26 protein-coding genes and 2 pseudogenes are annotated in these 23,768 nt (G+C 70.2%); 13 read left to right on the top strand and 15 right to left on the bottom strand.

The window, feature by feature from the left end; genetic code table 11:
• Positions 1 to 41: 41 nt before the first annotated feature.
• Positions 42 to 329 (top strand): DUF1416 domain-containing protein, encoded by a 288-nt coding sequence (locus tag AB0C75_RS29890; protein ID WP_362894863.1) that lies wholly within the window; start codon positions 42 to 44, stop codon positions 327 to 329.
• Positions 330 to 449: 120 nt separating this feature from the next.
• Positions 450 to 650 (top strand): annotated as a pseudogene (locus tag AB0C75_RS29885) (DUF3099 domain-containing protein); the annotation flags it as partial.
• Between the two features lie 324 nt (positions 651 to 974).
• Here the strand turns inward: AB0C75_RS29885 and AB0C75_RS29880 are convergent.
• Positions 975 to 1,337, bottom strand: coding sequence for a DsrE family protein (locus tag AB0C75_RS29880; protein ID WP_362894862.1), 363 nt, complete (start codon positions 1,335 to 1,337; stop codon positions 975 to 977).
• A 312-nt stretch (positions 1,338 to 1,649) separates the two neighbouring features.
• Between AB0C75_RS29880 and AB0C75_RS29875 the strand changes: the two genes are divergently transcribed.
• From AB0C75_RS29875 to AB0C75_RS29865, 3 genes are all read left to right on the top strand, one after another.
• On the top strand, positions 1,650 to 2,222 hold the full coding sequence (locus AB0C75_RS29875; RefSeq protein WP_362894861.1) for an FABP family protein: 573 nt from the start codon (positions 1,650 to 1,652) through the stop codon (positions 2,220 to 2,222).
• A gap of 112 nt (positions 2,223 to 2,334) precedes the next feature.
• Entirely contained in the window at positions 2,335 to 2,823 is a 489-nt protein-coding gene (locus AB0C75_RS29870) for a transcriptional repressor (protein ID WP_362894860.1), read from the top strand.
• A 70-nt stretch (positions 2,824 to 2,893) separates the two neighbouring features.
• A complete protein-coding gene (locus AB0C75_RS29865; protein ID WP_362894859.1) occupies positions 2,894 to 3,859 on the top strand; it encodes a folate-binding protein in 966 nt (321 codons plus the stop codon).
• Positions 3,860 to 3,876: 17 nt separating this feature from the next.
• Here AB0C75_RS29865 and dtd read toward each other — a convergent pair whose 3' ends face one another.
• Positions 3,877 to 4,326: a D-aminoacyl-tRNA deacylase gene (gene dtd, locus AB0C75_RS29860; protein ID WP_362894858.1), complete on the bottom strand. Its 450-nt coding sequence runs from the start codon at positions 4,324 to 4,326 to the stop codon at positions 3,877 to 3,879.
• Positions 4,327 to 4,441: 115 nt separating this feature from the next.
• Between dtd and AB0C75_RS29855 the strand changes: the two genes are divergently transcribed.
• From AB0C75_RS29855 to AB0C75_RS29845, 3 genes are all read left to right on the top strand, one after another.
• A complete protein-coding gene (locus AB0C75_RS29855; protein ID WP_362894857.1) occupies positions 4,442 to 5,119 on the top strand; it encodes an ABC transporter substrate-binding protein in 678 nt (225 codons plus the stop codon).
• A gap of 52 nt (positions 5,120 to 5,171) precedes the next feature.
• The gene (locus AB0C75_RS29850; protein WP_362894856.1) at positions 5,172 to 6,143 is read left to right on the top strand and encodes an asparaginase; all 972 of its coding nucleotides are present in this window, start codon (positions 5,172 to 5,174) and stop codon (positions 6,141 to 6,143) included.
• Positions 6,144 to 6,212: 69 nt separating this feature from the next.
• Positions 6,213 to 7,466: a GNAT family N-acetyltransferase gene (locus AB0C75_RS29845; protein ID WP_362894855.1), complete on the top strand. Its 1,254-nt coding sequence runs from the start codon at positions 6,213 to 6,215 to the stop codon at positions 7,464 to 7,466.
• 43 nt (positions 7,467 to 7,509) lie between these two features.
• On the opposite strand, the gene AB0C75_RS29840 is transcribed toward AB0C75_RS29845, so the two are convergent.
• Positions 7,510 to 7,674, bottom strand: coding sequence for a hypothetical protein (locus AB0C75_RS29840; RefSeq protein ID WP_362894854.1), 165 nt, complete (start codon positions 7,672 to 7,674; stop codon positions 7,510 to 7,512).
• 261 nt (positions 7,675 to 7,935) lie between these two features.
• Here AB0C75_RS29840 and AB0C75_RS29835 point away from each other — a divergent pair, with 261 nt between their 5' ends.
• From AB0C75_RS29835 to AB0C75_RS29825, 3 genes are all read left to right on the top strand, one after another.
• The gene (locus AB0C75_RS29835) at positions 7,936 to 8,868 is read left to right on the top strand and encodes a GntR family transcriptional regulator (RefSeq protein ID WP_362894853.1); all 933 of its coding nucleotides are present in this window, start codon (positions 7,936 to 7,938) and stop codon (positions 8,866 to 8,868) included.
• A 57-nt stretch (positions 8,869 to 8,925) separates the two neighbouring features.
• Positions 8,926 to 9,714, top strand: a complete 789-nt coding sequence (locus AB0C75_RS29830) for an HAD family hydrolase (RefSeq protein ID WP_362894852.1) — start codon at positions 8,926 to 8,928, stop codon at positions 9,712 to 9,714.
• A 71-nt stretch (positions 9,715 to 9,785) separates the two neighbouring features.
• Positions 9,786 to 10,880, top strand: coding sequence for an aminoglycoside phosphotransferase family protein (locus tag AB0C75_RS29825; protein WP_362894851.1), 1,095 nt, complete (start codon positions 9,786 to 9,788; stop codon positions 10,878 to 10,880).
• Here AB0C75_RS29825 and AB0C75_RS29820 read toward each other — a convergent pair.
• Together AB0C75_RS29820 and AB0C75_RS29815 are read right to left on the bottom strand one after the other, a co-directional pair.
• On the bottom strand, positions 10,861 to 11,595 hold the full coding sequence (locus tag AB0C75_RS29820; protein WP_362894850.1) for an ABC transporter permease: 735 nt from the start codon (positions 11,593 to 11,595) through the stop codon (positions 10,861 to 10,863). The two genes, AB0C75_RS29825 and AB0C75_RS29820, sit on opposite strands and share 20 nt — an antisense overlap.
• Before the next feature lie 112 nt (positions 11,596 to 11,707).
• Complete coding sequence (locus AB0C75_RS29815) at positions 11,708 to 12,700, bottom strand: ATP-binding cassette domain-containing protein (protein ID WP_362894849.1); 993 nt, start codon at positions 12,698 to 12,700, stop codon at positions 11,708 to 11,710.
• A gap of 104 nt (positions 12,701 to 12,804) precedes the next feature.
• Here AB0C75_RS29815 and AB0C75_RS29810 point away from each other — a divergent pair, with 104 nt between their 5' ends.
• On the top strand, positions 12,805 to 13,578 hold the full coding sequence (locus tag AB0C75_RS29810; RefSeq protein ID WP_362894848.1) for a TetR/AcrR family transcriptional regulator: 774 nt from the start codon (positions 12,805 to 12,807) through the stop codon (positions 13,576 to 13,578).
• A gap of 21 nt (positions 13,579 to 13,599) precedes the next feature.
• Here the strand turns inward: AB0C75_RS29810 and AB0C75_RS29805 are convergent, their stop codons facing one another.
• The 5 genes from AB0C75_RS29805 to AB0C75_RS29785 all read right to left on the bottom strand — a co-directional run bounded on the left by AB0C75_RS29805 (position 13,600) and on the right by AB0C75_RS29785 (position 18,636).
• Positions 13,600 to 15,096, bottom strand: coding sequence for an MFS transporter (locus AB0C75_RS29805; RefSeq protein WP_362894944.1), 1,497 nt, complete (start codon positions 15,094 to 15,096; stop codon positions 13,600 to 13,602).
• A gap of 234 nt (positions 15,097 to 15,330) precedes the next feature.
• On the bottom strand, positions 15,331 to 15,819 hold the full coding sequence (locus AB0C75_RS29800; protein WP_362894847.1) for a MarR family winged helix-turn-helix transcriptional regulator: 489 nt from the start codon (positions 15,817 to 15,819) through the stop codon (positions 15,331 to 15,333).
• Positions 15,820 to 15,869: 50 nt separating this feature from the next.
• A complete protein-coding gene (locus AB0C75_RS29795; RefSeq protein WP_362894846.1) occupies positions 15,870 to 16,205 on the bottom strand; it encodes a deoxyxylulose-5-phosphate synthase in 336 nt (111 codons plus the stop codon).
• 572 nt (positions 16,206 to 16,777) lie between these two features.
• Complete coding sequence (locus tag AB0C75_RS29790; protein ID WP_362894845.1) at positions 16,778 to 17,392, bottom strand: DinB family protein; 615 nt, start codon at positions 17,390 to 17,392, stop codon at positions 16,778 to 16,780.
• A gap of 635 nt (positions 17,393 to 18,027) precedes the next feature.
• A complete protein-coding gene (locus tag AB0C75_RS29785; protein ID WP_362894844.1) occupies positions 18,028 to 18,636 on the bottom strand; it encodes a TetR/AcrR family transcriptional regulator in 609 nt (202 codons plus the stop codon).
• A gap of 109 nt (positions 18,637 to 18,745) precedes the next feature.
• Here AB0C75_RS29785 and AB0C75_RS29780 point away from each other — a divergent pair, with 109 nt between their 5' ends.
• A complete protein-coding gene (locus tag AB0C75_RS29780) occupies positions 18,746 to 19,699 on the top strand; it encodes a TIGR03620 family F420-dependent LLM class oxidoreductase (RefSeq protein ID WP_362894843.1) in 954 nt (317 codons plus the stop codon).
• Positions 19,700 to 19,736: 37 nt separating this feature from the next.
• Here the strand turns inward: AB0C75_RS29780 and AB0C75_RS29775 are convergent, their stop codons facing one another.
• The 5 genes and pseudogenes from AB0C75_RS29775 to AB0C75_RS29755 all read right to left on the bottom strand — a co-directional run bounded on the left by AB0C75_RS29775 (position 19,737) and on the right by AB0C75_RS29755 (position 23,250).
• A complete protein-coding gene (locus AB0C75_RS29775; RefSeq protein ID WP_362894842.1) occupies positions 19,737 to 20,450 on the bottom strand; it encodes an N-acyl homoserine lactonase family protein in 714 nt (237 codons plus the stop codon).
• 117 nt (positions 20,451 to 20,567) lie between these two features.
• Positions 20,568 to 20,699 (bottom strand): annotated as a pseudogene (locus AB0C75_RS29770) (phosphotransferase); the annotation flags it as partial.
• Between the two features lie 24 nt (positions 20,700 to 20,723).
• Positions 20,724 to 21,557, bottom strand: coding sequence for an NAD(P)H-binding protein (locus tag AB0C75_RS29765; RefSeq protein WP_362894841.1), 834 nt, complete (start codon positions 21,555 to 21,557; stop codon positions 20,724 to 20,726).
• Between the two features lie 150 nt (positions 21,558 to 21,707).
• Complete coding sequence (locus AB0C75_RS29760; RefSeq protein WP_362894840.1) at positions 21,708 to 22,148, bottom strand: VOC family protein; 441 nt, start codon at positions 22,146 to 22,148, stop codon at positions 21,708 to 21,710.
• Between the two features lie 298 nt (positions 22,149 to 22,446).
• A complete protein-coding gene (locus AB0C75_RS29755; protein ID WP_362894839.1) occupies positions 22,447 to 23,250 on the bottom strand; it encodes an alpha/beta hydrolase in 804 nt (267 codons plus the stop codon).
• Positions 23,251 to 23,768: the final 518 nt, after the last annotated feature.

Raw genomic sequence — 23,768 nt, 5'->3', positions numbered from 1 at the left:
CGACCCGATCAGCAGGACCCCGACCAGAAGGACAGAACACCATGTGTGGAGCACAGGCCGGCGGCCCCGACGCTTCGACGATCAAGCCGGGCGAGACGACGATCCAGGGCAGCGTGACCCGCGACGGCGAGCCCGTCACGGGCTACGTCCGGCTGCTGGACTCGACCGGTGAGTTCACCGCCGAGGTCCCGACCTCGGCGACCGGACAGTTCCGCTTCTACGCGGCCGAGGGCACCTGGACGCTCCGCGCCCTGGTTCCGGGCGGCACCGCCGACCGCACGGTCGTGGCGCAGACCGGCGGCCTCGCCGAGATCGCCATCGCCGTGTAGTTCCCGCGCGCATTCGGCCGGAGGGCCGCACCCCAGGGGGTTGGACGCCACCTGACAAGGGGTGCGGCCCTTCGCGCCGTCCGCATGTGCGTCAGGGCCGAACAGCTCTACGCTGGAAGCATGTACGCCCGGCGCCGACGCGCCTATTTCCTGATGATGGGCGGATGCCTCTTTCTCTTCGTCTCCGCCTGGGCCTTCGTGCGCCTGTGGTCGGTCCCGGCGGCCGTGGCGATGTGCGTGGTGGCGATGGTCATCCCGCCGGTCGCCGCGATCGTCGCCAACCGGAGGGGGCCCGAGGACCGTTGGTGGGACGACCCGTCCCGGAACGCCTCGGGGGGCCGCTCCGGTGCTCCCGCGGCGCGTGACGCGCCGCGCCGCCCACCCCGTGGCTCAGCACCCCCGGACTCACCCCCGGACGCGCCCCGTGACCCGCCGGACCTCGCGCCCCGTGACTCCGCGCCCCGCGCACCCCGGGGGAGCGGCACCGGCGATCCGACCTCGGACCGCTGGTGGGACGAACTCGACGGCAGGGACCACCGCCGGTAGGCGCGCGACGGCAGGGACCACCGCCGGTAGGCGCGCGACGGCAGGGACCACCGCCGGTAGGCAGGCGGCGGGATCCGGGTCGACCGGATCAGTGACGGATCAGTAGACGAGGGCCTGGGTGCCGTCCGCCATGGCCTCCTGCACGAAGACCTGGGCGCCGGCGATCCGTACGCCGTCGAGGACGTCCGTCTCGGTGATGTCGCGCCGCGCCGCGCACTGGGTGCAGAGCGTGATCCCGCCGCCCGCCCGGATCGAGTCGATCAGATCGGGCAACGGCGCGGAGTGCGGCAGTTCGAATTCGGCGGCGCGCCCCGGCAGGGCGAACCAGGCGGACTCACCGGTCAGCCACAGCGAGACCTCCACCCCGCTGGCCACGGCCACGGCCGCCACGGTGAAGGCCTGCGAGCAGCGCTCGGCGGCATCGGCTCCGGCGGTCACCTTGATCACGAGCTTCTTCGGCATGCACCGAACTGTAATCCCGGCCCGGGGCTCCGCCTGGCGGCCCCGGGGCACCGCCCGACCGCGCCCGGGGGAAACCCCGGGCCGCCGTGCCGGGCCCCCACCCATTAGGCTGGGGGCCCGGCTGTCCGCTGCCGTCACGTCGTTCGTTCCGAGGAGCTCCCGTGCTTGAGGCTTTCTTCTCCGCCCTGCTGGTCCTGGTCTGCGTCGGCGTGCTCGCCTTCGCCGCCGTGACCGTGAAGAAGCTGTACCAGGGCCAGCGCTGACCCTCGCCGAACACCTTCCGTACACCCTCACAGATCGTCTGAGCCGCTCATGATCGAGATTCCGTCCGACCTCCATCCGGACCTCGTGCCGCTGGCCTTCCTCCTCGGTAACTGGGCGGGTGCGGGCGTCTCCGACTTCCCCGGCGCCGAGAAGTGCAACTTCGGCCAGGAAGTCACCTTCAGCCACGACGGCCGTGACTTCATCGAGTACGTCTCGCACTCCTGGGTGCTCGACGGCGAGGGCAACAAGGTCAAGCCGCTGGAGTCCGAGTCCGGCTTCTGGCGCATCGACAAGGACCGCAAGGTCGAGGTCGTGATGGTCCGCGACGACGGCGTGGTCGAGGTCTGGTACGGCGAGCTGGCGCACCAGAAGCCGCAGATCGACATCGCCACCGACGCGGTGGCCCGCACCGCGGCCTCCGGCCCGTACAGCGGCGGCAAGCGCCTCTACGGCTATGTGAACAGCGACCTGATGTGGGTCGGCGAGAAGGCCACCCCCGACGTGGAGCTGCGGCCGTACATGTCGGCGCACCTGAAGAAGGTCGTCACCCCGGAGGACGTCGCCGAGATGGCGAAGAGCCTCGGGGACATGCCGGACGACGGCATCGCGTTCTTCAAGTAGGCCGCTCCCCTCCGCGAGTGGGCCGCTCCTCAAGCCGGCCGCTCCCGGTCCACAGACGCCTCTTCCGCCCGGATCCGTCGGGACGGTGCTCGCCCGGCTCTACACTGGAGCTGTGGTGAGCACCGACTGGAAGACCGATCTTCGGCAGCGCGGCTATCGGCTGACGCCTCAGCGCCAGCTCGTCCTGGAGGCCGTCGACACCCTGGAGCACGCGACACCCGACGACATCCTCGGAGAGGTGCGCAGGACGGCGTCGGGCGTGAACATCTCCACCGTCTATCGGACCCTGGAGCTCCTCGAGGAGCTCGGGCTCGTCAGTCATGCCCACCTCGGGCACGGCGCCCCGACCTACCACCTCGCGGACCGTCACCACCACATCCACCTCGTCTGCAGGGACTGCACGAACGTCGTGGAGGCCGATGTCGGTGTGGTCACCGACTTCACCGCGAAGCTGCGGGACACCTTCGGCTTCGAGACCGACATGAAGCACTTCGCGATCTTCGGACGCTGCGCCGACTGCACGGCGAAGGCGGAGAAGGCAGCGGATTCGGCGGAATCAGCGGCAGCGGCCGACTCGGCGGGGGCCGCACAGCCGGAGTGACCCGGCAGCGTGCGGTGGACCGCGCCACGCGGGTCGTGGTCGGGACGTGGTCGGGTCGTAGGCTGGTCGCATGAAGAGCCCCTTGCTGTCCCTGCCCGGCGCCGTCCCCGCCGAGGGGCGCGACGAAGGCGTCGCCGCGCACTACGGCGATCTGTTCCGTGAACAACGCGCACTCGCCGACGGCAGCGGCCTCGTCGACCTATCGCACCGCGGAGTCGTCACGGTCACCGGCGACGACCGGCTGGCCTGGCTGCATCTGCTGCTCACCCAGCACGTCAGCGACCTCGCGCCGAACCAGGCGACCGAGGCGCTCATCCTCTCCGCCAACGGGCACATCGAGCACGCCCTCTATCTGGTGGACGACGGCACGACGGTGTGGATGCACACCGAGCCGGAGACCCAGGCGGAGCTGATCGCGTACCTGGAGTCGATGAAGTTCTTCTACCGGGTCGAGGTCGCCGACCGCACCGAGGACATCGCCGTCGTGCACCTCCCGGCCGGCTCGATCGCCGAGGTCCCCGACGGCGTGGCCGTACGCGAGACGGCACACGGCCGCGACCTGTTCCTGCCCCGGGCCGGCCTGGAGACGTACGCGGCGGAGCACGGCCCGGTGGCCGGGATCCTGGCGTACGAGGCGCTGCGCGTCGAGGAGCACCGCCCGCGCCTCGGCTTCGAGACCGACCACCGCACCATCCCGCACGAGCTGGGCTGGATCGGCAGCGCCGTACACCTCCAGAAGGGCTGCTACCGGGGGCAGGAGACGGTCGCCCGTGTCCACAACCTGGGGAAGCCGCCGCGCCGCCTCGTCTTCCTGCACCTCGACGGCAGCGAGGTGCACCTGCCGGGCCACGGGACGCCGGTCAGGCTCGCCGCCGACGGCGCGGAGGGCCGCCAGCTCGGCTTCATCACCACCTCGGCCCGCCACCACGAGCTGGGCCCGATCGCCCTGGCGCTGGTGAAGCGGAACGTCGCGGTGGACGCGGAGCTGCTCGCGGGTGACACCGCTGCGGCGCAGGAGACGGTCGTCGAGCCGTAGGGACGCCCGGGAGGCCCCTACACCTCGACCAGCACGGTGAACGGGCCGTGGTTCGTGAGCGAGACGCGCATGTCCGCCCCGAACCGGCCCGTCTCCACCTGTGCGCCGAGCGCCCGCAGCTGGGCCACCACCTCGTCGACCAGCGGCTCGGCGGTCCCGCCCGGCGCGGCGGCGTTCCAGGTGGGCCTGCGGCCCTTCCTGGCGTCCCCGTAGAGAGTGAACTGCGAAATGACCAAAAGCGGTGCATTCACGTCCGAGCAGGACTTCTCGCCCTCCAGGATCCGCAGGGTCCACAGCTTGCGGGCGAGCTGCGCCGCCTTCGCCGCGGTGTCGTCATGAGTGACCCCCACCAGCACACACAGTCCCTCGCCGACGATCTCGCCGACCGTCCCGGTCCCCGACGGATCGTCCGCGGCGCCCGCCACGGTGACGCTCGCGCCGTCCACTCTCTGTATCACTGCACGCATACAGACCAACCTATCTTGGGCTGAACGGGTACAGAGCACCTGCGTGAACACCGTGCGTAGTGGCACCATGCACGGTGTCGGTGTGCCGACGCACCGGTCGAGGGGACGGAACATCATGACGACACATGGAACCGGGCCAGCACCCGGTGCCGTACCAGGGACACGTACGGCGGCCGGTCTGCGGCCGCCGGTGCAGCGGACCGGTACCGCGCCCGGCCAGCTGCCAGCTCTGCCGCCCGTACCGCTGCCGGGGGCGGTGTCCGTGCCCGGGCAGTCCGGGGGCGGTGCGGTCGAAGGGCTGGCCTCCGTACGCCCGCTGCCCGAATTCGGCGGGCTGCGGCTGACGGAGCTGCGCACCCTGCGCCGTGACGCCCAGCGCGACGAGGCGGACCTCAGCTACGTACGCCGGCTGGTCCAGGGCCGGATCGACATCCTGCGGGCCGAGCTGGCCCGGCGGGTGGACCCGGAGTCGCCCGTGGTGGACCGGCTCTCGGAGATCCTCGCCGACACCCCGTCCGTCCACCGCTCCTCGGTCAGGCACGTCACCCTCACCACGCCGCGCAGCGACGAGTACCGGCAGCTGGCGGCGGACACACTCGCCGAGGTCGAGCTCTCCGACCTGGACGCCAGGACGGACGAGGAGCTCCTGGACGCCATGGGACGGCTCGTCCGCTACGAGCAGCAGGTGTCCCGGCGGCGTCACCGGCTCCAGCGGACCGTCGACGATTGCAGTGCGGAGATCGCCCGCAGGTACCGTGACGGGGAAGCACAAGTCCAGGACCTGCTCGCCTGAGGCGACCCTTCCGGGAGCGGGTCACGCCCGTGTCCCGGAAGGCCACCCGCCCATGACCTCCTCCACAGCCCCGTCCTCGTCGCCCGTGCCCCCGGTTCTGGCCGAGGTCGTGCGGTCAGGTTTCACCGAGGGCCACCACCGGGGTTCGCTGGTCGTCCTGGCTCCGGACGGGAGCGTGGAGCTCGCGCTCGGCGATCCGTCGGCCCCGGTCTTCCCGCGCTCCTCCAACAAGCCGATGCAGGCCGCCGCGATCCTCAGGGCCGGCCTCGACCTCTCGGGGGAGCGGCTGGCACTCGCGGCGGCGAGCCACTCGGGCGAGGGCTTCCACCTCGCCCTGGTGCGCACGATGCTCGCCGAGCACGGGCTGACGGAGGGGGACCTGCGGACGCCGCCCGATCTGCCGCTGGACCCGGTCGAGGCGGAGGCGTACCTCGCCGCCGGGGGTGTGCGGGAGCCGCTCACCATGAACTGCTCGGGCAAGCACGCGGCGATGCTCGCGGTCTGCGTGCGCAACGGATGGGACACCGCCACCTACCTCGACCAGGCCCACCCGCTGCAACGGCTGGTCGGCGAGGTCGTCGCGGAGGCGGCGGGCGAGCCCGTCGCGGCGATCGGTACGGACGGCTGCGGGGCACCGCTGATGGCGATCGGTCTGGTGGGCCTGGCCCGCGCGTTCCGTACGTTCGTGCTGGCGGAGCCCGGCACGGCGGAGCGCCGGGTCGCGGACGCGATGCGGGCGCACCCGGAGTACGTCGCGGGGACGCGGCGGCCGGACACCTGGCTGATGCGTGAAGTGCCGGGGACGCTCTCCAAGATGGGCGCTGAGGCGGTCCAGGCGCTGGCGCTCCCGGACGGCAGGGCCCTGGCCTTCAAGATCGACGACGGCTCGGTCCGCGCTCTGGGCCCGGTGCTGGCCCGCTCCCTCGAACTGCTGGGCGTCGACGCCCCGGTGGTGTCCCGCATCGGGCGGGCGCCGTTGCTGGGGGGCGACGCGGAGGTGGGCGAGATCAGGGCGACGTTCTGACGGCTCTTGGCCCCCCGGGCGCCGGAAAATTCGCGCGACATTTCGAACGCGCTGTGTAGCGTGGGCTGCATGAACCTTGAGCCACGCACCGTCACCGCAGCCGAATTCCCCGACTGGCTGCGTGCCGTGGACACAGGGTTCCTCCGGACGCCGGCTCCGGTGCCGGACGAGGAGGTCGCGATGCGTCTGGCCCAGGCCGATCTCTCCCGCGTCCAGGGTGTGTTCGACGCCGGGCGCTGTGTGGCCACCTTCCGGTCGTTCGCGCAGGAGCTGACCGTTGTCGGCGGTGCGAAGGTGCAGGCCGACGCGGTCACGGCGGTGACGGTGTCCCCCACCCACCGCAGGCGCGGTCTGCTCAGCCGGATGATGGCCAAGGACCTGGCGGCGGCGAAGGAGCGCGGCGATGTGGTCGCCTCGCTGATCGCCGCCGAGTACCCGATCTACGGGCGGTACGGGTTCGGGCCGGCCACGTCGAGCACCGAGTGGGAGATCGACGTCCCCAGGACAGGCCTCGACCCGCGCGGCCGGGTCCCCGCCGAGACGGACGGCGGTCGTATCGAGCTGGTGGAAGGCGCGGACGTACGCAAGCTCGGTCCCGAACTCCACGCCCGGATCGCCGCACGGCAGCACGGCGTGGTGTCCAGGGACGAGCGCTGGTGGGAGCGCAACACCGGTGTGAACACCCCGACGCACGAGCCGTGGACGGAGCCGTTCTACGCCGTGTACCGGTCGGCGGACGGCGAGACGGACGGGCTGATCGCCTACCGCGCCGACGACAGGTGGGGCGACCGCAAGCAGCCGCTCAACACGGCGAACGTGGCCGGCATGATCGCGGCGACCCCGGCGGCCGAACGAGCCCTGTGGCACTTCGTCTGTTCCATCGACTGGATCACCACGGTCCGTTCGGGCAACCGCGCGCCCGACGACCTGCTCCCGCTCCTCCTCCCGGACCCGCGCGCCGCCCGCGTCGTGACCCAGGCGGACTGGCTGTGGCTGCGCGTCCTGGACGTCCCCCGGGCCCTGGAGGCCCGTACGTACACGACCGAGGCCACCCTGGTCCTGGACATCCAGGACACGGCGGGCCTGGCCGGCGGGCGCTTCCTGCTGGAGGCGTCCCCGTCCGGCGCGTCCTGCGCCACCACGACGCGGGACGCCGACCTCACGCTGGACGTCGCGGACCTGAGCAGGGTCTACCTCGGCGACGAGTCGCCGGTGCGACTGGCCGCGCTGGGCCGGCTCGCCGAGCACCGGGCGGGCGCGACGGCGACGGCGGACGCGGTGTTCCGCACACTGCGGCGCCCGTGGTGCCCGGACGTGTTCTGAGGCTCACGGCGCCGCCTTCCCGCGTGTAGGACGACCGAGAGGCTCAGTCGTTCGGTGTGAACAGCAGGGCCAGGACGAGGGCTCCGGCGCAGGAACAGTTCGGGCTGCCTGTCTTGATGCCGAAGGTCAGCAGGGCGACACCCACGGTGCCCATGACGCCGTACTTCCACTGAATGATCTGTTCGAGGCCCAGGGTGAACAGAGGCATGGCGATCACTCCTTCCCAGGTGGAGGGGTCGGCGCGGATGCGCCGCTGGGTGGGGGAGACCGGCGACCTTGCGCGACGCTGCGCAGAAATCAAACAACTGCCGTACAAGTCCCCCGTTTGACTTGTCGTCCTTATGCCCTGCGGGGGTGGCAGTGCAAACTTGTATGGTTGTTTGGTTAGTTGTAGGTTCTGCGAACATCAGCATGAGGCAGTTGTGTGTCCGGCGTCGGCGCCCCTGCGGGGAAGTTGTAGGGTTGCAGTGTGACAAGTGACGGATCCGCCCCGCGTGATGCCAAGTTCCAGTACCGGTGGGTCGCCGACGAGTTGCGCAAGGAGATCAACAGCGAGGCCCGGAGCCCGGGCGAGCGGCTGCCGACGCAGGAGGAGCTGGCTCAGCGCTTCCAGGTCTCCCGGGCGACCGTCAATCAGGCGCTCTCCGTCCTGCGCAAGGAGGAGTTGATCGTCACCCGGCAGGGCAGCGGCTCCTTCGTGGCCTCCGAGCCCGGCGAGCCGCACCGCGTGCCCCCGCCTGCAGGGCGGCACCAGGAGAGCGACGTGTGGGCCGTGGTCTCCGAGCGGGTGCCGCCCGTGCTGCTCAAGCCGTATCTGGTGGAGGCGTTCGAGGCCAACGTGGTCAGGCTGGACGTCTTCTCGATGACGACGGAGTCGCTCGCCGCCCGGGTCGTCGACCAGAAGGACCGTATCGTCGCAGGTGAGATCAGCCCGCCCCGGAGCATCACCGCACGGCTGCTGCTTCCGAACGCCGAGTCCAAGGCGCTGGCGATCCCCCGGCAGGTGGCCGATGAGGACGACCCGCGGGTGCGTGCGCGGCTGGGCGGGATCCTGCACAGCCACGTGACGATGCTGAGGTCCGCCCTGTTCGAGCTCCGCAGGCTCAAGCTGGTGGAGGAGGTCGACGTGCAGGTGCGACTGGTCCCCTTCGCACCCCAGGTGAAGCTGTACATCCTGAACAACCGTGTGGTGCTCCAGGGCTTCTACATCCCGGAGAAGGGCACGGCGACCCTGCCGGACGGGGAAGAGGTCGAGACGTTCGACGCCTACGGCACCGGGGCGACGCTGTATCCGTTCAGGGCGTCGGCCGACTCCACCCCCGAGCAAGTCGGAGTGGTGCGGGCGACGCGTAAGTTCTTCAACGCCACCTGGGACAACCTCTCCACGAAGGCGCTGTTCTGACCGTGTCCTGTACGACCGGGTCCCGCACGACCCTCACACTGCGGACGGATCGCTGACATGAGCTCCAGGAGCGACACCGTCACGCCCGGTGCCGCGGCGCCGGGCCCTGCCGCACTCCTCGCCGCGGCCGAATGTGTCCTCTTCGACTTCGACGGCCCCCTGTGCCATCTGTTCGCCGGCCGCCCGGCCGTCGGGGTGGCGGCACGTCTGGCCGGGGAACTGCGCCGGTTCGGCTGCGATCCCGAGGTGGCGGACGCCGGGGCGGGCGACCCGCTGGCCCTGCTGCGGAGGGTGGCCGAACAGTACGGGGACAGCCCGACGACGGCCCACGCCGAGCGCTGTCTCACGGCCGAGGAGGTCGAGGCCGCTGCCGACGCCACACCGGCCGAGCACGCGCTGGACCTGATCGGAGCCCTGGACACCGGCGGGTGGAAACAGGCGGTCACGACCAACAACTCGCCGGACGCGGTGATCCGCTTCCTCGCCCGGTTCTTCGACCGGCGCGAGTCCGCCGTGCTGCCGGGCGAGCACATCCACGGCCGTACCTCCGACCCAGGGTTGCTCAAACCTGACCCCCACTGCCTGGTCCGCGCCCTGGCGTCGACCCGGACCGCCGCGACGGCGGCGGTGATGATCGGGGATTCCCCCGCGGACTGCCTGGCCGCCGCGGCGCTAGGTGTACCGTTCATTGGCTATGCGGTGAATGAGCGCCAGCGCCGGGCCCTCGCGGACGTGGGGGCGCGCCGGACAGTGCGCTCGCTGCGGGGTCTTGTGGAAACGGCCCGGCAGCGCGTGCAGTTGAAGGAGCCGGGAGTGGGGCCGCTGCCGGCCGGCCTCCGCGGGTAGAGGCAGGTTCTGTCCGGACGGAGACCCGGTCGGCGGATCCTCTCGGCCCTTCACGGTCGAGGGAGCATGCGGTGACAGTCGACACCACGACGGACGTGCGCGGACATCTGAGGGGCCGCCCCGGCACGCCGTACGACGGGGCCCCGGGTGAGGGCTCGTACATCGAGGGCCCGTACAGAGGGCATTACCGCGAGACCTACGTCTTCGCCCTGCCGGACCGGCCGCTGCGCTGCAAGGTGCACGAACCGCGCTCCGAGCTCTTCCGGTTCGACCGTACGTGCTTTCTCTCCGAGGACCGGCTGCTGCTGGAGCTGCAGGGCCGGGTGAGCCGGATACCCGAGATCGTGGTTCTCGACGAGCACGTCCTGTTGCAGGGGTTCATCGAGGGACGGACGCTCGGCAGCGGCCTGACGGGGGCCCTCTCCTCACGCCACGCCGGGCAGTTGGGCCGGCTCTTCGGGGAACTGGTCGCTCTCGACGCCGGTTCCATAAGGGCGCGCCGACTGTGCTCCCCGGCGGAGCATCCGGCAGACGGGGACACGGGGGCCTTCCTGGACGGTCTGGTCACCTTCACCGAGCAGCAGGTCTACCGGCGCCACCACGAACGCTTCGGCCGGCTCTTCCATGAACTCGGAGTCCACGAAGGGGCGCTGGACGGCATCAGGAGCCGGGCGATGCGCCTGACGAGCCGTCCGTTCACATTGATCCACGGCGACCTGCACCGGTTGAACATCATCGTGGACGCGGCGGACGACCTGTGGACCATCGACTGGGAACTCTCCATGATCGGTGACCCCTTGTACGACCTCGCCACCCATCTGCACCTGATGCGGTACCCGGCGGACGAGGCCGGGCGGACCGCCCGCCTGTGGGCCTCGGCGGCGGAGGGTGTACGGCCGGAGTGTGCGAAGGGGTGGCGCGAGGACCTGGAGACGCTTCTGGCGTACAAGCGCCTCCAGTCCGTCTACACCGATGTGATCCGTGGGGCCATCGCGCTGGAGCAGCCAGGGGCCGCACCCGTCCGGCTTCCCGTGACCGCGCACCGGATCCGCGAGGTGCTGACGCGGGCCCGGGTGCCCCTCGGTCTGCGTACCCCGCCGTCCCTGCGCGAAGTCAGGGGCGCCTACGCCCGCTGGCTCACCGGCGTCACCGCGTCCGCATCCTGAACAGCGCGCCCGACAGGGCAATGGCGACCAGCAGGATCCCGGCCGCCCAGGCGAGTGCGATCCAGGGGGCGTTGCCCACCGGCTGGTCGAGCAGGAGACCCCGGAGGGACTCGATGGCAGGGGTGACCGGTTGGTGGTCGGCGAAGCCGTGGAGCCATCCCGGCATGCTGTCGACCGGGACGAACGCACTGCTCGGGTAGGGAAGGAACGACATGAAGAAGGTGAACCCGCCGGCCGCCTCCGGAGTACGGGCGAGCAGGCCGATCGCGGCGGAGATCCAGGACAGGGCCACGATGTAGGCGAGCAGCACGGCGACGAGGGCGAGCCAGCCGGCCGGGGTCGCTGCGGGGCGGAAGCCGATGAGCAGCGCGATGGCGAACACGAGGGTGGTGGAGACCAGGTTGCGGGCGGTGCTCGCCGCGACATGGCCGGCCAGGATCGGCGTACCCCCGATGTCCAGGGAGCGGAAGCGGTCGATGATGCCGCCCTTCATGTCCTCGCTCACGGCCACTGCTGTGGTGGCCGAGCCGAAGCCGGCGGAGAGGAACAGGACGCCGGGCACGACGTACATGACGTACGAGTCGTAGGCGTTGCCCGTGTCGATCGCGCCGCCGAAGAAGTAGACGAAGATCAGCATCAGCATGATCGGCAGCATCATCGAGGTGATGACGGCGTCGATGTTGCGGCGGCTGATGAGCAGGCTGCGCCCGGTCATGACTGCGGCGTGGGTGAGTACTCCGGGTGTTCCCGGTGCGCCTGGGGCTCCTGGTGCGCCTGGTGGTCCCGGTGCGATCGGTGCTGCCGGTGTTCCCGTTGTGATCGGTGCGTCAGACATGCGCGGGTGCCTCCGTCTTCTCGGCGGTGAGGGCGAGGAACACGTCGTCGAGGGTCGCGCTGTGCACGGAGAAGCGGCCGACGTCGGTGCGGTGCGGGTCGATCTCGTCGAGCAGGGCGCGGGCGTGGGCGGCGGTGCCGTCCGTGGGGAGGCCCAGGGTGAGGGTCTCGGGGGAGTGGTGGACGGCGCGCGTGGCGAGCCTGAGGTACGCCTCGCGGGTGTTGAGGACAAGATCCAGACGGTGCCCGGCGACACGTGACTTCAGGGCATCCGGAGTGCCTTCGGCGGCGGTGGCGCCCTTGTCGAGGACGGTGATGCGGTCGGCGAGCTGATCCGCCTCCTCCAGGTACTGCGTCGTGAGCAGCACCGCTGCGCCCCGCCCGGCGAGGTCACGGACCACCTGCCAGAGCTCGCGGCGGCTGCGCGGGTCGAGGCCGGTGGTGGGCTCGTCGAGGAAGAAGACGCCCGGCTCGGGCGAGCCGACCAGCCCCGCCGCCAGGTCCAGGCGCCGCCGCATCCCCCCGGAGTACGTACGGGCCAGGCGCCGGCCCGCGTCGGCGAGGCCGAAGCGCTCGAGGAGCTCCTCGGCGCGGCGCCTGGCCCCGGTGCGGGTCAGGCCGGACAGCCGCGCCATCATCCGGAGGTTCTCCTCGCCGGTCAGCGTCTCGTCGACGGCGGCGAACTGCCCGGTGAGGCTGATGGCGCGGCGCACCTGTCGCCGGTCGCCGACGACGTCGTACCCGGCGACGCGCGCGGTGCCGGAGTCGGCGGTGGTGAGCGTGGCGAGGATCCGCACGGTGGTGGTCTTGCCCGCGCCGTTGGGACCGAGCAGCGCGTGGATCCCGGCGCGGGGCACCCGGAGGCCGACGCCGTCCAGGACCGGGACCCGGGCTCCCGTCCTTCCGTTCCTTCCGTAGGACTTGGTCAGTTCGCGTGCCTCGATCATGACGTCGTCCATGGTGCCGTCGCTCATGGCTGTGCTCATGAATGATCCCCCTCCGGCTTCTGCGTATGCTGTACGCGTTACTGCGTAAGCATTACGCAAACTTAGGATGGTGGCAAGCCACTACTGGGGAAGGGCGGCTTCGGGTGACCGAGAACAGCAGCGCGTCGGGCAGCACGGGACTGCCGGCCAGCATCGAGGCCGCGTGGGGACTGCGCGACCGCCCGGCCAAGGGTCCGAAGCCCGGCCTGACGCTGGACCGCATCGTCGCGGCGGCCGTGGAGGTCGCCGCGACGGAGGGGCTCTCTGCGGTCTCGATGGGCCGGGTCGCCAAGGAGCTCGGCGCCTCCACGATGTCGCTCTACCGCTACGTCTCCGCCAAGGAGGAGCTGTACGTCCTCATGCAGGAGGCGGTCATGGGCGACCCCGAGCCGCTGCCCGCGCTGACGGAAGGGGCGGGCTGGCGGGAGGCCGTTCGCCAGTGGGCCTGGTCCCAGCGCCGGATGTTCCAGCGCAACCTCTGGTCGCTGCGCATCCCGATCGCGGGACCGCCGGCCAGCCCGCACTCGATCGCCTGGTGGGAACAGGGACTTCAGGCGCTGGAGGGCAGCGGACTGGACGAGGGCGTCAAGATCTCCGTCATCCTGCTCGTCTCGGGCTTCGTGCGGAACGAGGCCCTGCTGATGAGCGATCTCGCCGCCGCCGTCGAGGCGAAGGGCGTCTCGGACCTGGAGGTGATGGCGCAGTGGGAGCGGACGCTGCAGCGGCTCGTCGACCCCGTACGCCATCCGGCACTGTGCAGGCTGCTGACCACCGAGGTGATGAGCGAACCCGACGCCCCCGACCACGAGTTCGTGTTCGGCCTCGAACGGGTCCTCGACGGGGTCGAGGTGCTCATCGGCAGGGGCGCGCCGTCGTAGCCACGCCGTCGTGAGGGCGCTTCAGGAGCGTGTGGTGGAAGACGACGGCGACGGCGATGGAGACGGCGACGGCGATGGAGACGGTGACGGCGACGGCGATGAAGACGGTGACGGCGACGGCGATGAAGACGGTGACGGCGACGGCGATGAAGATGACGACGACGGCGATGAAGACGACGATGCGGGGCGCAGGACGAGGAACGCCACGACGAAGGCGGCGACGAGAAGACCGGTGCCGACGGTGAACGCGAGCTGGTAACCGCTGGTCAGGGCGTCAGCCCTGCCGTGCCCCTCGCCGAGCATCCGGTCGGTCCTGGCCGCCGCCAGTGTGGTCAGCACGGCGACACCTACGCCCATGCTGACCTGCTGGGTGGTGTTGAAGACCCCGGAGGCGAGCCCGGCGTCGTCCTTGCCCGCACCGGACATCCCGAGCGCCGTCAGCGCGGGAATCGCCAGCCCGAAGCCCGTCGCGAGGAACATCACGGGGAGCACGTCGGTGACGTACCGCGCGTCCACGGGGATCCGGGTGAGGAACCCCAGGCCCCCGATCAGCAGGACGATCCCGGTCAGTAGCACGGTGCGCTCGCCGAACCGGGCGTTCAGCCGGGCCGAGACGCCGAGCGAGGTGCTGCCGATGGCGACGGCGGCGGGGAGCAGGGCGAGACCGGTCGCGGCGGCGCTGTATCCGAGGACGTTCTGCAGGTGCTGCGCGACGACGATCTGGAACGAGAACAGCGCGGCAACCATGAAGGCCAGGACCAGATTCGCCCCGAAGACGCTGCGCGAACGCAGGATGCGCAGGGGCATGAGCGGGGTCCGGGCGGTGGCCTGGCGGATGACGAACGCCCCCAGCAGCGCGAGGGCCACGGCCCCGAGGCCGAGAGTGGGGGCGGAGACCCAGCCGTACTCCTCGACCTTGACCACGGTGTAGATCCCCAGCATCAGGCCCGCCGTGACCAGGACGGCCCCGATGACGTCGGCGCCGGCGGCAAGCCCGATGCCCCGGTCGGTGGGCAGGACCCGGCGGGCGACCAGGAAAGTCACCACGCCGATCGGCAGGTTGATGAAGAAGATCCAGTGCCAGCTGAGGGCGTCGGTGAGAATCCCGCCGAGCACCTGTCCGATGGACGCGCCCGCCGCCCCGGTGAACGAGAACACGGCGATGGCCCTGGCCCGTTCGCGCGGCTCGCTGAAGAGGGTGACGAGGATGCCCAGACCGACGGCGGAGGCCATCGCGCTGCCGACCCCCTGGAGGAAACGGGCGCCGATGAGCATCGCGGGGGTCGTGGCCGCACCGGCCAGCAGGGATGCGACGGTGAAGACGGCGGTGCCCGCCAGGAACATACGGGTGCGGCCGATCAGGTCGCCGAGTCGTCCCGAGAGCAGAAGCAGGCTGCCGAAGGCGATCAGATAGGCGTTGACCACCCAGCTGAGCCCGGCGGAGGTGAACCCCAGGTCGCGCTGGATGGTGGGCATGGCCACGGTCACGATCGAGCCGTCGAGGGTGAGCGTCAGCATCCCGGCAGCGATCACTGCAAGGGCAAGACCGCGATGACGGGCGGTGGCGGCGGCGTGCCCGGACGGTTTGTCCGCGCCGGGCGGTTCGGGAGTGTCGAAGGTATCGCTGGAGGCATCAACAGCCATCGGTCTTCTCCTGTCTGACGGGTCGACAAGAAAGACCGTAACAGATGGTTTTGTTGCGGACTATATTTAACGGTCCCACTCGGGGTGGTTCCCTCTGGCGCGTTTGTGCTACCTCTGCCCCTGGCGCGCACGCCGGACGGGCCGGGGATTCTCGGCAGGCGTGGCCAGATGGCCGGTGGCCAGTTGGTTCAGGGCGCGCAGTAGAGCCTCGCGGTCGCCGTCGGGGAGTGCCCCCAGGGCCTCCTGGTGCACCCGGTCGACGATTTCCTGGCTCCGCACGGCGACCCGGGCGCCCTCCTCGGTGGCGGCGATGATCCGGGCCCGCCGGTCGCGGCTGGAGGGGCGCCGTTCGGCGAGGCCCGCGCTCTCCAGGGCGTCGACGGTGACCACCATCGTGGTCTTGTCCATGTCGCCGATCTCCGCGAGCTGGATCTGGGTGCGCTCCTCCTCCAGGGCGTGGACCAGGACGCAGTGCATGCGCGCGGTCAGCCCGATCTCGGCGAGAGCCGCCGCCATCCGGGTTCGCAGGACATGGCTGGTGTGGTCGAGGAGGAAGGACAGGTCAGGCGCCGTGCGGGCGGGAGTCAAGGCGGTCATGCCGCCCAGCGTAACAATTCGTACCGTGGCGGATCGTCCGTAAGGGGACTTTACTGCGGGAGTTCGCGCCGGACCAGAGCCCTCGCGAACGGCTCTCCCGCGCTCTCGGCGTACGCCATCCGCTCCTTCACCTCGCGCAGTGTGCGCGGGCGATACCCGGGACCGTCGCAGCAGCTCTTATGGAAGCGGATGCCTGCGTTCAGCAACACCGAGAGCGTGCGCCACGCCGCCGTGTCCCGCCGCCTGGGCGGAGCGAAGGCGGACCCGACATGGATGAGCACCCCGGCGCACCGCGGACAGGCGCGGTCCACCCGCTCCCTGTCGTAGGCCTGCTTGTACGACGCCCGGCACGGCAAACAGACGTACGACGTTCTGGACAACGGCATGCCCCCAGCGTAGGACGCGCACCCCGCCGGATCGACCGCTTTACGCACCCCGCACCCGGCACCCGCACCCGGCACCCCGCACGCCGCGCCCGCACCCGGCACCCGGCACCCGGCCCCCGCGCCCGGCACCCCGCACGCCGCGCCCGCACTCCGCTTACGCGCCCCGTCCCCTTCCTCCCCTCTCTTCCTCCCCTCCTCTTCTTCCACTCCTTCCTCCCGATCCCTCGCCCCGGCGCGCGCGCCATAGCCGTCCGGCCCGGCGCCGCAGACCCGCCCGCCGACGCCGCGGACGTTCGCCGCCCGGCATCGACCCCTCACCGCGGCCGGTCTCCCAAGGAGGGCCGGGCGAGAGCAGCGGGGCTTTGCGCTCGGCCTGGGCCCGGATCTCGTGGTGGGCGTCATGGGTCGTCACGCGGAAGGCCTTGTCGTAGGACGCCAGCGCCGCGCTGATGGCCGGACCGGCGGTACCACGCCGCCGGACGTGGGGCGCCAGCCACCAGAAGCCACCCATGACGGCGGCAAGCGTGCCCGCAAGCGCAAGAAGCGCCAGGAGGTTGCTCACCCTCTCGACGCTACGACACCACCGGCTTCCCATGAGGGGGCCGGTCGGCTTCGAGGGCCACCTGCTCCAGCCGGCTCCGGTGCTTCTCCCACCACGCGGCGTCGCCCGGCGGGATGCTGTCGTTGCCCTTGTCCATCCCCACAGCGCCGTCGATGAGCTCCCGGACAATGTCGGCGTGCCCGGCGTGCCGGTGCGTATCGGCGATCACGCGCACCACGATGTGGTGCAGCGTCGCCTCGGCCCGATGGCTCGGCCACCACGGCACCGTGCCGACCGTGTTCAGCGGCAGCGCTTCGATCGTCGCGTCCGAGTGCGCCCAGGCCCGGCGGTAGAGCCCCACTATCTGCTCACGCGACTCGTCGGCCGTGGCCCACATGTCCGCGTTGGCCTCGGCCCCTTCCTCCACCCACGGCAGCGGCTCACCCGACGGCCGCCCGAAGGTGTCGCCGAGGTAGCCCAACTCCACGCTGGCCACGTGCTTGACCAGGCCCAGGATGTTCGTACCGGTCGGCGTCAGGGGACGCCGGGCGTCGTACTCGGATAGTCCTTCGAGCTTCCACAGCAGGGCCTCCCGGGCCGACTGCAGGTAACGGTGAAGATCGGCTTTGGCATCAGATGCGCTCATGCCCCAACTCTCCCCCGCCGACCGCCCCGGACGGGCAGGCGGAGAGGTTACGGACGAAAGGTGGCCCCCTATGTCCCATTTGGCCGTCCGTAACATCCCGCGCGTCTCTAGGGCCGAACACTGCACCGCGGCGTCGGGGCCGTCCACGTCGGCCTCGATGACCACCAGCGCACGGACCAGCTCACTCCCTGGAGGCATCGGAAGGTAGGCGGTCGCTGGAGCCTTGGCCGCGTTGGTCGACTGCGATCACCCGATACGCCGAGCCCAGCGGGCCTGCCAGCGCGTCCCACTCGCCCGCATGGCCGACCAGCCGTGCAGCAGTACGAGCGCCGGCCCGTCTCCGGCCCAGTCCCGGCACGCGAGTTGCAGTTGCACGCCTGCCCGCTCAACCACACGCCCGGTCCACGTCACCGCGGCGCCCTACTGGCGCGCTGAAGCCGACGGGCGGCGACCGTTGGCGAGGGGTAGTGACCGTTGTCGCTGCTTGCTGTCCTGCTTCCCGCTTCCTGCTTCCCGCTTCCTGCTTCCCGCTCCCTGCTTCCCGCTCCCTGCTCCCTGTTTCGGCTGAGTGTGGGTGGTTTGGAGGTGTGAGCTGTGGGCCCATCCCCGAAGGCGGGCGAGGCGGGCGGGCGAGGCTACCGGTTTCGGTGCGGCGGCGTCTTTCCGCTCGGCGTCTCGTGGGTGGCGTCGAGTACGAGAGCCAGCAGGCGGCTGGGCTGTTCCGCGTCCTTGCTGCGGACCGTGGACAGCGCGATCCCGGTGACGAGTTGGAGGAGGTCGTCGGCGGTCAGGTCGGCGCGGGCCGTTCCCTGCTGCTGGGCACGAGTGAGCAGACCGGCCGCTGCGTCGAGAATCAGCCCATGGCAGTCGAGGCCGAGTTCGCCGGGCTCCTCGATCATCAGGGCGCTGCCCATGCCGCGGTTGGAGCGGGCATGAGCCAAGAACGCGTCCAGCCACCGGTACAGGGCTTGGTCGGGGGAATCCGAGGTGAGCAGCTTCTCCGCCTGCCCGCACAGCCCCTCGACCCGGTCTCTGAGTACTGCGGTCAGCAGGGCCTGGCGGTTCGGGAAGTGGCGGTACAAGGTCCCGGGTCCTACGCCGGCCCGGCGGGCGATCTCGTTGAGAGACGCGCCGGGGCCGCCTTCGGCGAACACGTCCTGCGCGGCGGCCAGAAGCTGTTCCCGGTTGAGACGAGCGTCCGTACGCAGCGGTGGTCGAGCGGTGCGCCCGTGGCTGGTTGTCATCGTTCTTCCCTTCGGCCGCCTTTGAGAGATAGCCAAGCGGAGAGCTTCTCCGTATGGTAGCCGACGCGAATCGGAGAACCTCTCCGGAACGCTGAATCGAGGAGCGCGGATGACAGACAGGGCATCGGAACAGCTCGGCCAGCTCGGCCGGGTTGGGATCTGGACTTTCGCCTACGAGGGGCAGCCTGCCGGGCGTGTGCGGGAATCGGCGGTGGAAGTGGAGGAGTTGGGTTATGGGGCCCTTTGGTACGGAGAAGGATTCGGGCGAGACGCGGTGGGCCAGGCGTGGCTGCTGCTGTCGGCCACGCGCCGCATCACGGTGGCGTCCGGCATAGCCAACATCGCCTTCCGCGACCCGATCACCACCGCCGCCGCGACGCGCACGCTCGGTGAGGCGTTCCCGGGTCGCTACGTGCTGGGCCTGGGCGGGCACCGCGTCGATGACACCGTCCATGAGGTGGACGGATATCCGGTACCGGCCCGTGGCAGAGCGGTGCACACGATGCGCACGTATCTGGACGACATGGACGCGACACCCGCCCACGGTCCGAAACCGGACCCGGCCCCGCGCCGCGTGCTGGCCGCCCTGGGCCCGAAGATGCTGGGGCTGGCCGCCGAACGGACCTGGGGTGCCCACTCCTATTTCGTGCCCGTCGAGCACACCGCGCGGGCGCGCCGGATCATGGGGCCGGACGCGTTCCTCGGAGTCGAGCAGGCCGTTGTGCTCGACACCGACCTGCGCCGTGCCCGGGAGGTGGCCACGGGCCACGTCGCCATGTACGTCTCGATGGCACCGCACCAGGAGGCGAACGTGCGGCGGCTCGGCTTCGGAGACGAGGACATCGAAGGCGGCCCGAGCCGTCGGCTGGTGGACGCGATCGTCGCGTACGGGGATACGGAGGCGATCCGCCGACGCGTCCAGCAGCACTTCGACGCAGGGGCCGACCACGTCTGCCTGCAAGTACTGACCGCCGATCCGCTCGGGCCGCCGGAACGGGAGTGGCGCGAACTCGCGCCCGCTCTTGTGCCCCGTCCACAGCCGGTGCCCGCCTCCGCAGGATGAACACCACACCTGACCGGCCGGGTCGGCGAGCCCGGTTTCAGAGGCCTTCGGGCCGCGACGGTTCCCAGACCGAGCAGTCGTGGGCGAAGAGCACGCGTCGTGGGTCGAAGTCGGCGAGGCGGTCCAGCCAAGGCTGGTAGGGAGGGAGCGGCTGCTCCGCGCCGTCAAGTGTCGCGTGGCGAGCCAGTTGCTCGGACGCGAAGTGGGAAGCGAAGTCGTGTGCCTGGCCGGCCAGGACGACTGTGCCGTCGGCCTGTCGGAGGACCAGCGACTGGTGCCCTTGGGTGTGGCCGGGCGTCGGAACGATCCAGATTCCCGGCCGGAGTTCGATTTCTCCGGCGACCTCCTCATAGGTTGCGCCGGGGAAGTCGATCAGGGCGTCGACGGTGTGGTTGCCACGGCGGGCGGTGGCCAGTTCGACATCCTGGACCAGGATGGGCCTGCCGGCCAGGAGAGGGTTCCCACCGCAGTGGTCGAAGTGCAGGTGGCAGTTCACGACCATGGAAATGTCATCGAGGGCGACACCGGACGCTGACAGGGCGTCCTGCAGCGGTCGGCGTCGGGGTCGGTAGTGCGCTTCGGTTTCGGGATCCGCGTCGCCGATGCCGGTGTCGAAGAGGATCAGCCCGTCGTCGTGTCGCACGAGGTAGGCAAGGACAGGCTCGACCCGTGGGCGGGCGCCATCCGTCTCCGACGCGGGCCGGATGAAGTACCCGAGATCGAGGCGCCGTGCCGCCATGTTCTGCCGCATGCGGCCATCCTGGCAGGTTGCGGTGCGGCATTCGGGTGCTCTGCGCAGGTTGCGGTGCGGCATTCGGTTGCTCTGCCGACGGCAGAGAGCCGACGGGGCTTCGCGCAGGCGGACGGGCCCCACCTCTACCGGTACCGGAATGGCCAGGGGGAGGTGCGGGGCGAGTCGGGGGAGCCACTGGCACTCCTTCCTGGCCTGCCCGATGGCCCCGGCATGGCGGGGAAGCCGGACGGCCAGCTCCTCGCCCAGGAGACGTGCTCGGGCCCAGGCGATTCAGCGGAAGGCGGCGGCGTTCTCCATAGCCCACTGCTGGAACGGCCGGGCCGGGGTCCCGGTGACCTGTGAGACCGTGTCGCGCACTGTCAGCAGCTCGTCGTTGACATCTCCGCCCGTGACGTCGAGCACCGCGTCTGCCGCCTCGGCTCCGAAGACCGCGGCCATCTGCGCGTGGGCCTGCCGGCGGCTGATCTCGGCGAAGGGCACCTCCCGGCCGAGTGCTGCTGCGATGGCTTCGACCTGCTGGCGGGCGGTGATCGGCTCCGGACCGGTCAAGGCATACGTGCGCCCTTGGTGGCCGGGCTCGGTCAGCGCCACCCGTGCCACCGACGCGATGTCCGCGGGGTGGATGGTCGGCAGTGCCGTGTCCGCATACGGTGCGCGGACGGGCTCGTGCTCGCGGATGGAAGCCGCCCACATCAGAGCGTTCGAGGCGAACTGTGTCGGCCGCAAGATCGTCCAGGCCATGCCGCTTTCCTTGAGCAGCTGTTCCACCGCCAGGTTCTCGTCGGCGGGGCCCAGGTGCGGATGGGTCCGGGCGGTGATCGACGACACCAGCACCACGTGCTCCACGCCTGCCTGCCGGGCGGCTTCGAGGATGTCGGCGTCCGAACCCAGACGCGACACGAGAAACAGCGAACGCACCCCCTCCAGCGGGGGCTTCAACGACGCCGGCTCCGCGAAGTCGCCCTTCACGGCCTCGACCCCTTCGGGGAAGGTGGCCTGTGCGGTATCACGGGTGAGCCCTCTCAGCGGCCCGGCGCCGCATGCATGCAACTCCTTCAGCAGTGCACTGCCTATGTTTCCGGTGGCCCCGGTCACGAGGATCATGAACGCGTTCTCCCGTCGTCGGATGAGCAACTGGAGAAGACGGTAGAAGCTCAATCACACTTGAGGTCAAGGAGTCACCCGGCCGCCTCTGCTGCTGAGCACGTCTGACACGGTTGTCGGGCCCGATGTGTGTCAGGGCCTCGAACCTTGTCAGCCCGCGAGCCGGGCAGCGGCGACGCAGAACTCATTGCCTTCCGGGTCGGCCATCATGATGTGGTGCCCGTCGAACTCCTCCACGGCGATACCGCCCGCCTTCACGAGCAGTTCGGCCTTCGCTCTGATCCGTGCCCACCGTTCCTCGGGAGTGCCGTGCCCTGGCACCCGGACGTCGATGTGGAGTCGGTTCTTTGCCGTCTTCGGCTCAGGGACCTTGAGGATGGAGAGCCGGGGTCCGATGCCGTCGGGATCGCAGAGCCATGCCACGTCGTCCACCGAGTCGTCCGCCGGAAGGTTGAAACTCGCGTGCCACTCTTCGCGGGTCTTGAAGGGTGCGGGTGGTGGCTCGTCGACATAGCCCAGCGCCGTTTTCCAGAAGCGGCCGAGGAGCTTCGCGTCCTTGCAGTCCAAGGTCAGACTGATCCTGGTCGTCATGGCCGGAGGTTACTGCGCACCTCTGACAGTCGCGGCTGGGCTGAAGGAGCGGACAGCCGCCGACGCTGCACAGCTTCTGGGACTCGCGGCGATAGCTGTCGCCAGTTGCTCGGGCTGGTTGTCACAAGGTTCGTGTTCGCAGTCGGGTTGTCACCAATTTCGAAGCGTGCTGGTGCGCGCCGTGGTGGGCGTCTGCTTGAGGGCTCCTCACTCGCGGAATCCCGGTCACGATCACGGGTATCCAGCGGTACGCGACAGCACGCGACAGCACGCGACCGCGAGGAGGCCCAGCGCGTCTCTACGTAGATAGACCAGAGAGAAATTGGGTGATCAGGGCATACACGATGTCGGGTTGCTCCAGGTGCAGGTCATGATGGGTCTCGCGAACACTGACGGACATGGTCGGGACGCGGCGGCGCATCAGTTCATCGACCCGTGCAGGCGAGATGAAGCTCGACTGGGCCAGCATGAGCAGAGTGGGGCAGGTGACGCACTCCCACTCGTGCGCAAAGGAGTGCTTGGCAGCGTCCTCCACGGATTGGACCATCACGTCCCGGTCGAAGCGGGGCCACCATTGCCCATCGCGTTCCTCCAGGCCATCCGCCCAGCCCATGCCGACCGCTCCGCCGCCGAAAAACTGGACCGCAGCATCGCGCGAGGGATATGAGGCGGGCCACGAGTCGAACCACCGGCGGATATGAGTCGGCCATTCGGGGTCGGGGCCGGCCACGTCGGCTTCGATGGCCACCAGCGCACGAACCAACTCAGGATGCCTCGCGGCGGCCAGGATGGCCGCGTGTCCTCCCATCGACTGTCCGACAAGGACAACGCGTTCCAGGCCCAGCTGGTCTGCCACGGCGACGACGTCATCGACGAAGGCAGCCCTGGAGACGTCAGAGGGGAAGCGGTCGCTGGCGCCATGACCGCGTTGGTCGACTGCGACCACCCGATACGCCGAGCTCAGGCGGCCTGCCAGTACATCCCACTCACCCGCGTGGCCGGCCAGCCCGTGCAACAGCACCAGCCCTGTCCCGTCCCCGCCCCAGTCCCGGCATACGAGCCGGACGCCTTCCCGCTCAACCACACGCTCGGTCCAAGTCACCGCGGCACCCTACGAGATCTCCCCGTGAAACCTTCCGCAAGGCGGCCGCCATCAGGGCCGGTTCGTGAGCCTGAGCACGATAGGTGTCGTCAACCTCCCATGCCGACCTGGCCTTTCTCGAAGCACTGAGCACGACATCTGTCGCCGAATTCGCATCGTTCTTGACGTGTTCTGTGCTCTTTGCAGGCAAGTTGTCGCCAACTTCGAAGATCGCTCGTCCGACGGGATGCATGCGGCTTACCTGGGACTATGAGCGATACCCGGGGCTCCTTGTGGTCCCACAGCTGTACGTGGACGGATCTGCTGGTCCCGGTCTCGCTGAACGCGGGGCGGGACGGCCTGGACCTGTCCGATGGCTGGCCGGACCGGTGGACAGCGACGTGGAAGTACGCCGGGGACGAGGTTGCGGGGCCGGTCCGGCACCTAGGCACTGTTTCTCGGATCATGTTCTGAGCCAGATGACGAGTGCTGCGAGCGTGACGGTGCCGAGGTAGATGTAGGCGCGTTTCTCGTAGCGG

This window comes from Streptomyces sp. NPDC048565, assembly GCF_040650935.1.
Classification (GTDB): Bacteria; Actinomycetota; Actinomycetes; order Streptomycetales; family Streptomycetaceae; genus Streptomyces.
Note: the sequence above shows the minus strand (reverse complement) of the source record. Positions and strands in the feature narration are given on the sequence as shown.

What these genes read in the sequence shown, in the direction of transcription:
- AB0C75_RS29765 (WP_362894841.1), bottom strand. Translation starts at nt 21,557, where the DNA reads ATGATCCTCGTGACCGGGGCCACCGGAAACATAGGCAGTGCACTGCTG.
- AB0C75_RS29780 (WP_362894843.1), top strand. Translation starts at nt 18,746, where the DNA reads ATGACAGACAGGGCATCGGAACAGCTCGGCCAGCTCGGCCGGGTTGGG.
- AB0C75_RS29815 (WP_362894849.1), bottom strand. Translation starts at nt 12,700, where the DNA reads ATGAGCACAGCCATGAGCGACGGCACCATGGACGACGTCATGATCGAG.
- AB0C75_RS29845 (WP_362894855.1), top strand. Translation starts at nt 6,213, where the DNA reads ATGAACCTTGAGCCACGCACCGTCACCGCAGCCGAATTCCCCGACTGG.
- AB0C75_RS29880 (WP_362894862.1), bottom strand. Translation starts at nt 1,337, where the DNA reads ATGCCGAAGAAGCTCGTGATCAAGGTGACCGCCGGAGCCGATGCCGCC.
- AB0C75_RS29790 (WP_362894845.1), bottom strand. Translation starts at nt 17,392, where the DNA reads ATGAGCGCATCTGATGCCAAAGCCGATCTTCACCGTTACCTGCAGTCG.
- AB0C75_RS29850 (WP_362894856.1), top strand. Translation starts at nt 5,172, where the DNA reads ATGACCTCCTCCACAGCCCCGTCCTCGTCGCCCGTGCCCCCGGTTCTG.
- AB0C75_RS29805 (WP_362894944.1), bottom strand. Translation starts at nt 15,096, where the DNA reads ATGCTGACGCTCACCCTCGACGGCTCGATCGTGACCGTGGCCATGCCC.
- AB0C75_RS29830 (WP_362894852.1), top strand. Translation starts at nt 8,926, where the DNA reads ATGAGCTCCAGGAGCGACACCGTCACGCCCGGTGCCGCGGCGCCGGGC.
- AB0C75_RS29795 (WP_362894846.1), bottom strand. Translation starts at nt 16,205, where the DNA reads ATGCCGTTGTCCAGAACGTCGTACGTCTGTTTGCCGTGCCGGGCGTCG.
- AB0C75_RS29800 (WP_362894847.1), bottom strand. Translation starts at nt 15,819, where the DNA reads ATGACCGCCTTGACTCCCGCCCGCACGGCGCCTGACCTGTCCTTCCTC.
- AB0C75_RS29865 (WP_362894859.1), top strand. Translation starts at nt 2,894, where the DNA reads ATGAAGAGCCCCTTGCTGTCCCTGCCCGGCGCCGTCCCCGCCGAGGGG.
- AB0C75_RS29890 (WP_362894863.1), top strand. Translation starts at nt 42, where the DNA reads ATGTGTGGAGCACAGGCCGGCGGCCCCGACGCTTCGACGATCAAGCCG.
- dtd (WP_362894858.1), bottom strand. Translation starts at nt 4,326, where the DNA reads ATGCGTGCAGTGATACAGAGAGTGGACGGCGCGAGCGTCACCGTGGCG.
- AB0C75_RS29875 (WP_362894861.1), top strand. Translation starts at nt 1,650, where the DNA reads ATGATCGAGATTCCGTCCGACCTCCATCCGGACCTCGTGCCGCTGGCC.
- AB0C75_RS29840 (WP_362894854.1), bottom strand. Translation starts at nt 7,674, where the DNA reads ATGCCTCTGTTCACCCTGGGCCTCGAACAGATCATTCAGTGGAAGTAC.
- AB0C75_RS29820 (WP_362894850.1), bottom strand. Translation starts at nt 11,595, where the DNA reads ATGACCGGGCGCAGCCTGCTCATCAGCCGCCGCAACATCGACGCCGTC.
- AB0C75_RS29855 (WP_362894857.1), top strand. Translation starts at nt 4,442, where the DNA reads ATGACGACACATGGAACCGGGCCAGCACCCGGTGCCGTACCAGGGACA.
- AB0C75_RS29760 (WP_362894840.1), bottom strand. Translation starts at nt 22,148, where the DNA reads ATGACGACCAGGATCAGTCTGACCTTGGACTGCAAGGACGCGAAGCTC.
- AB0C75_RS29785 (WP_362894844.1), bottom strand. Translation starts at nt 18,636, where the DNA reads ATGACAACCAGCCACGGGCGCACCGCTCGACCACCGCTGCGTACGGAC.
- AB0C75_RS29775 (WP_362894842.1), bottom strand. Translation starts at nt 20,450, where the DNA reads ATGCGGCAGAACATGGCGGCACGGCGCCTCGATCTCGGGTACTTCATC.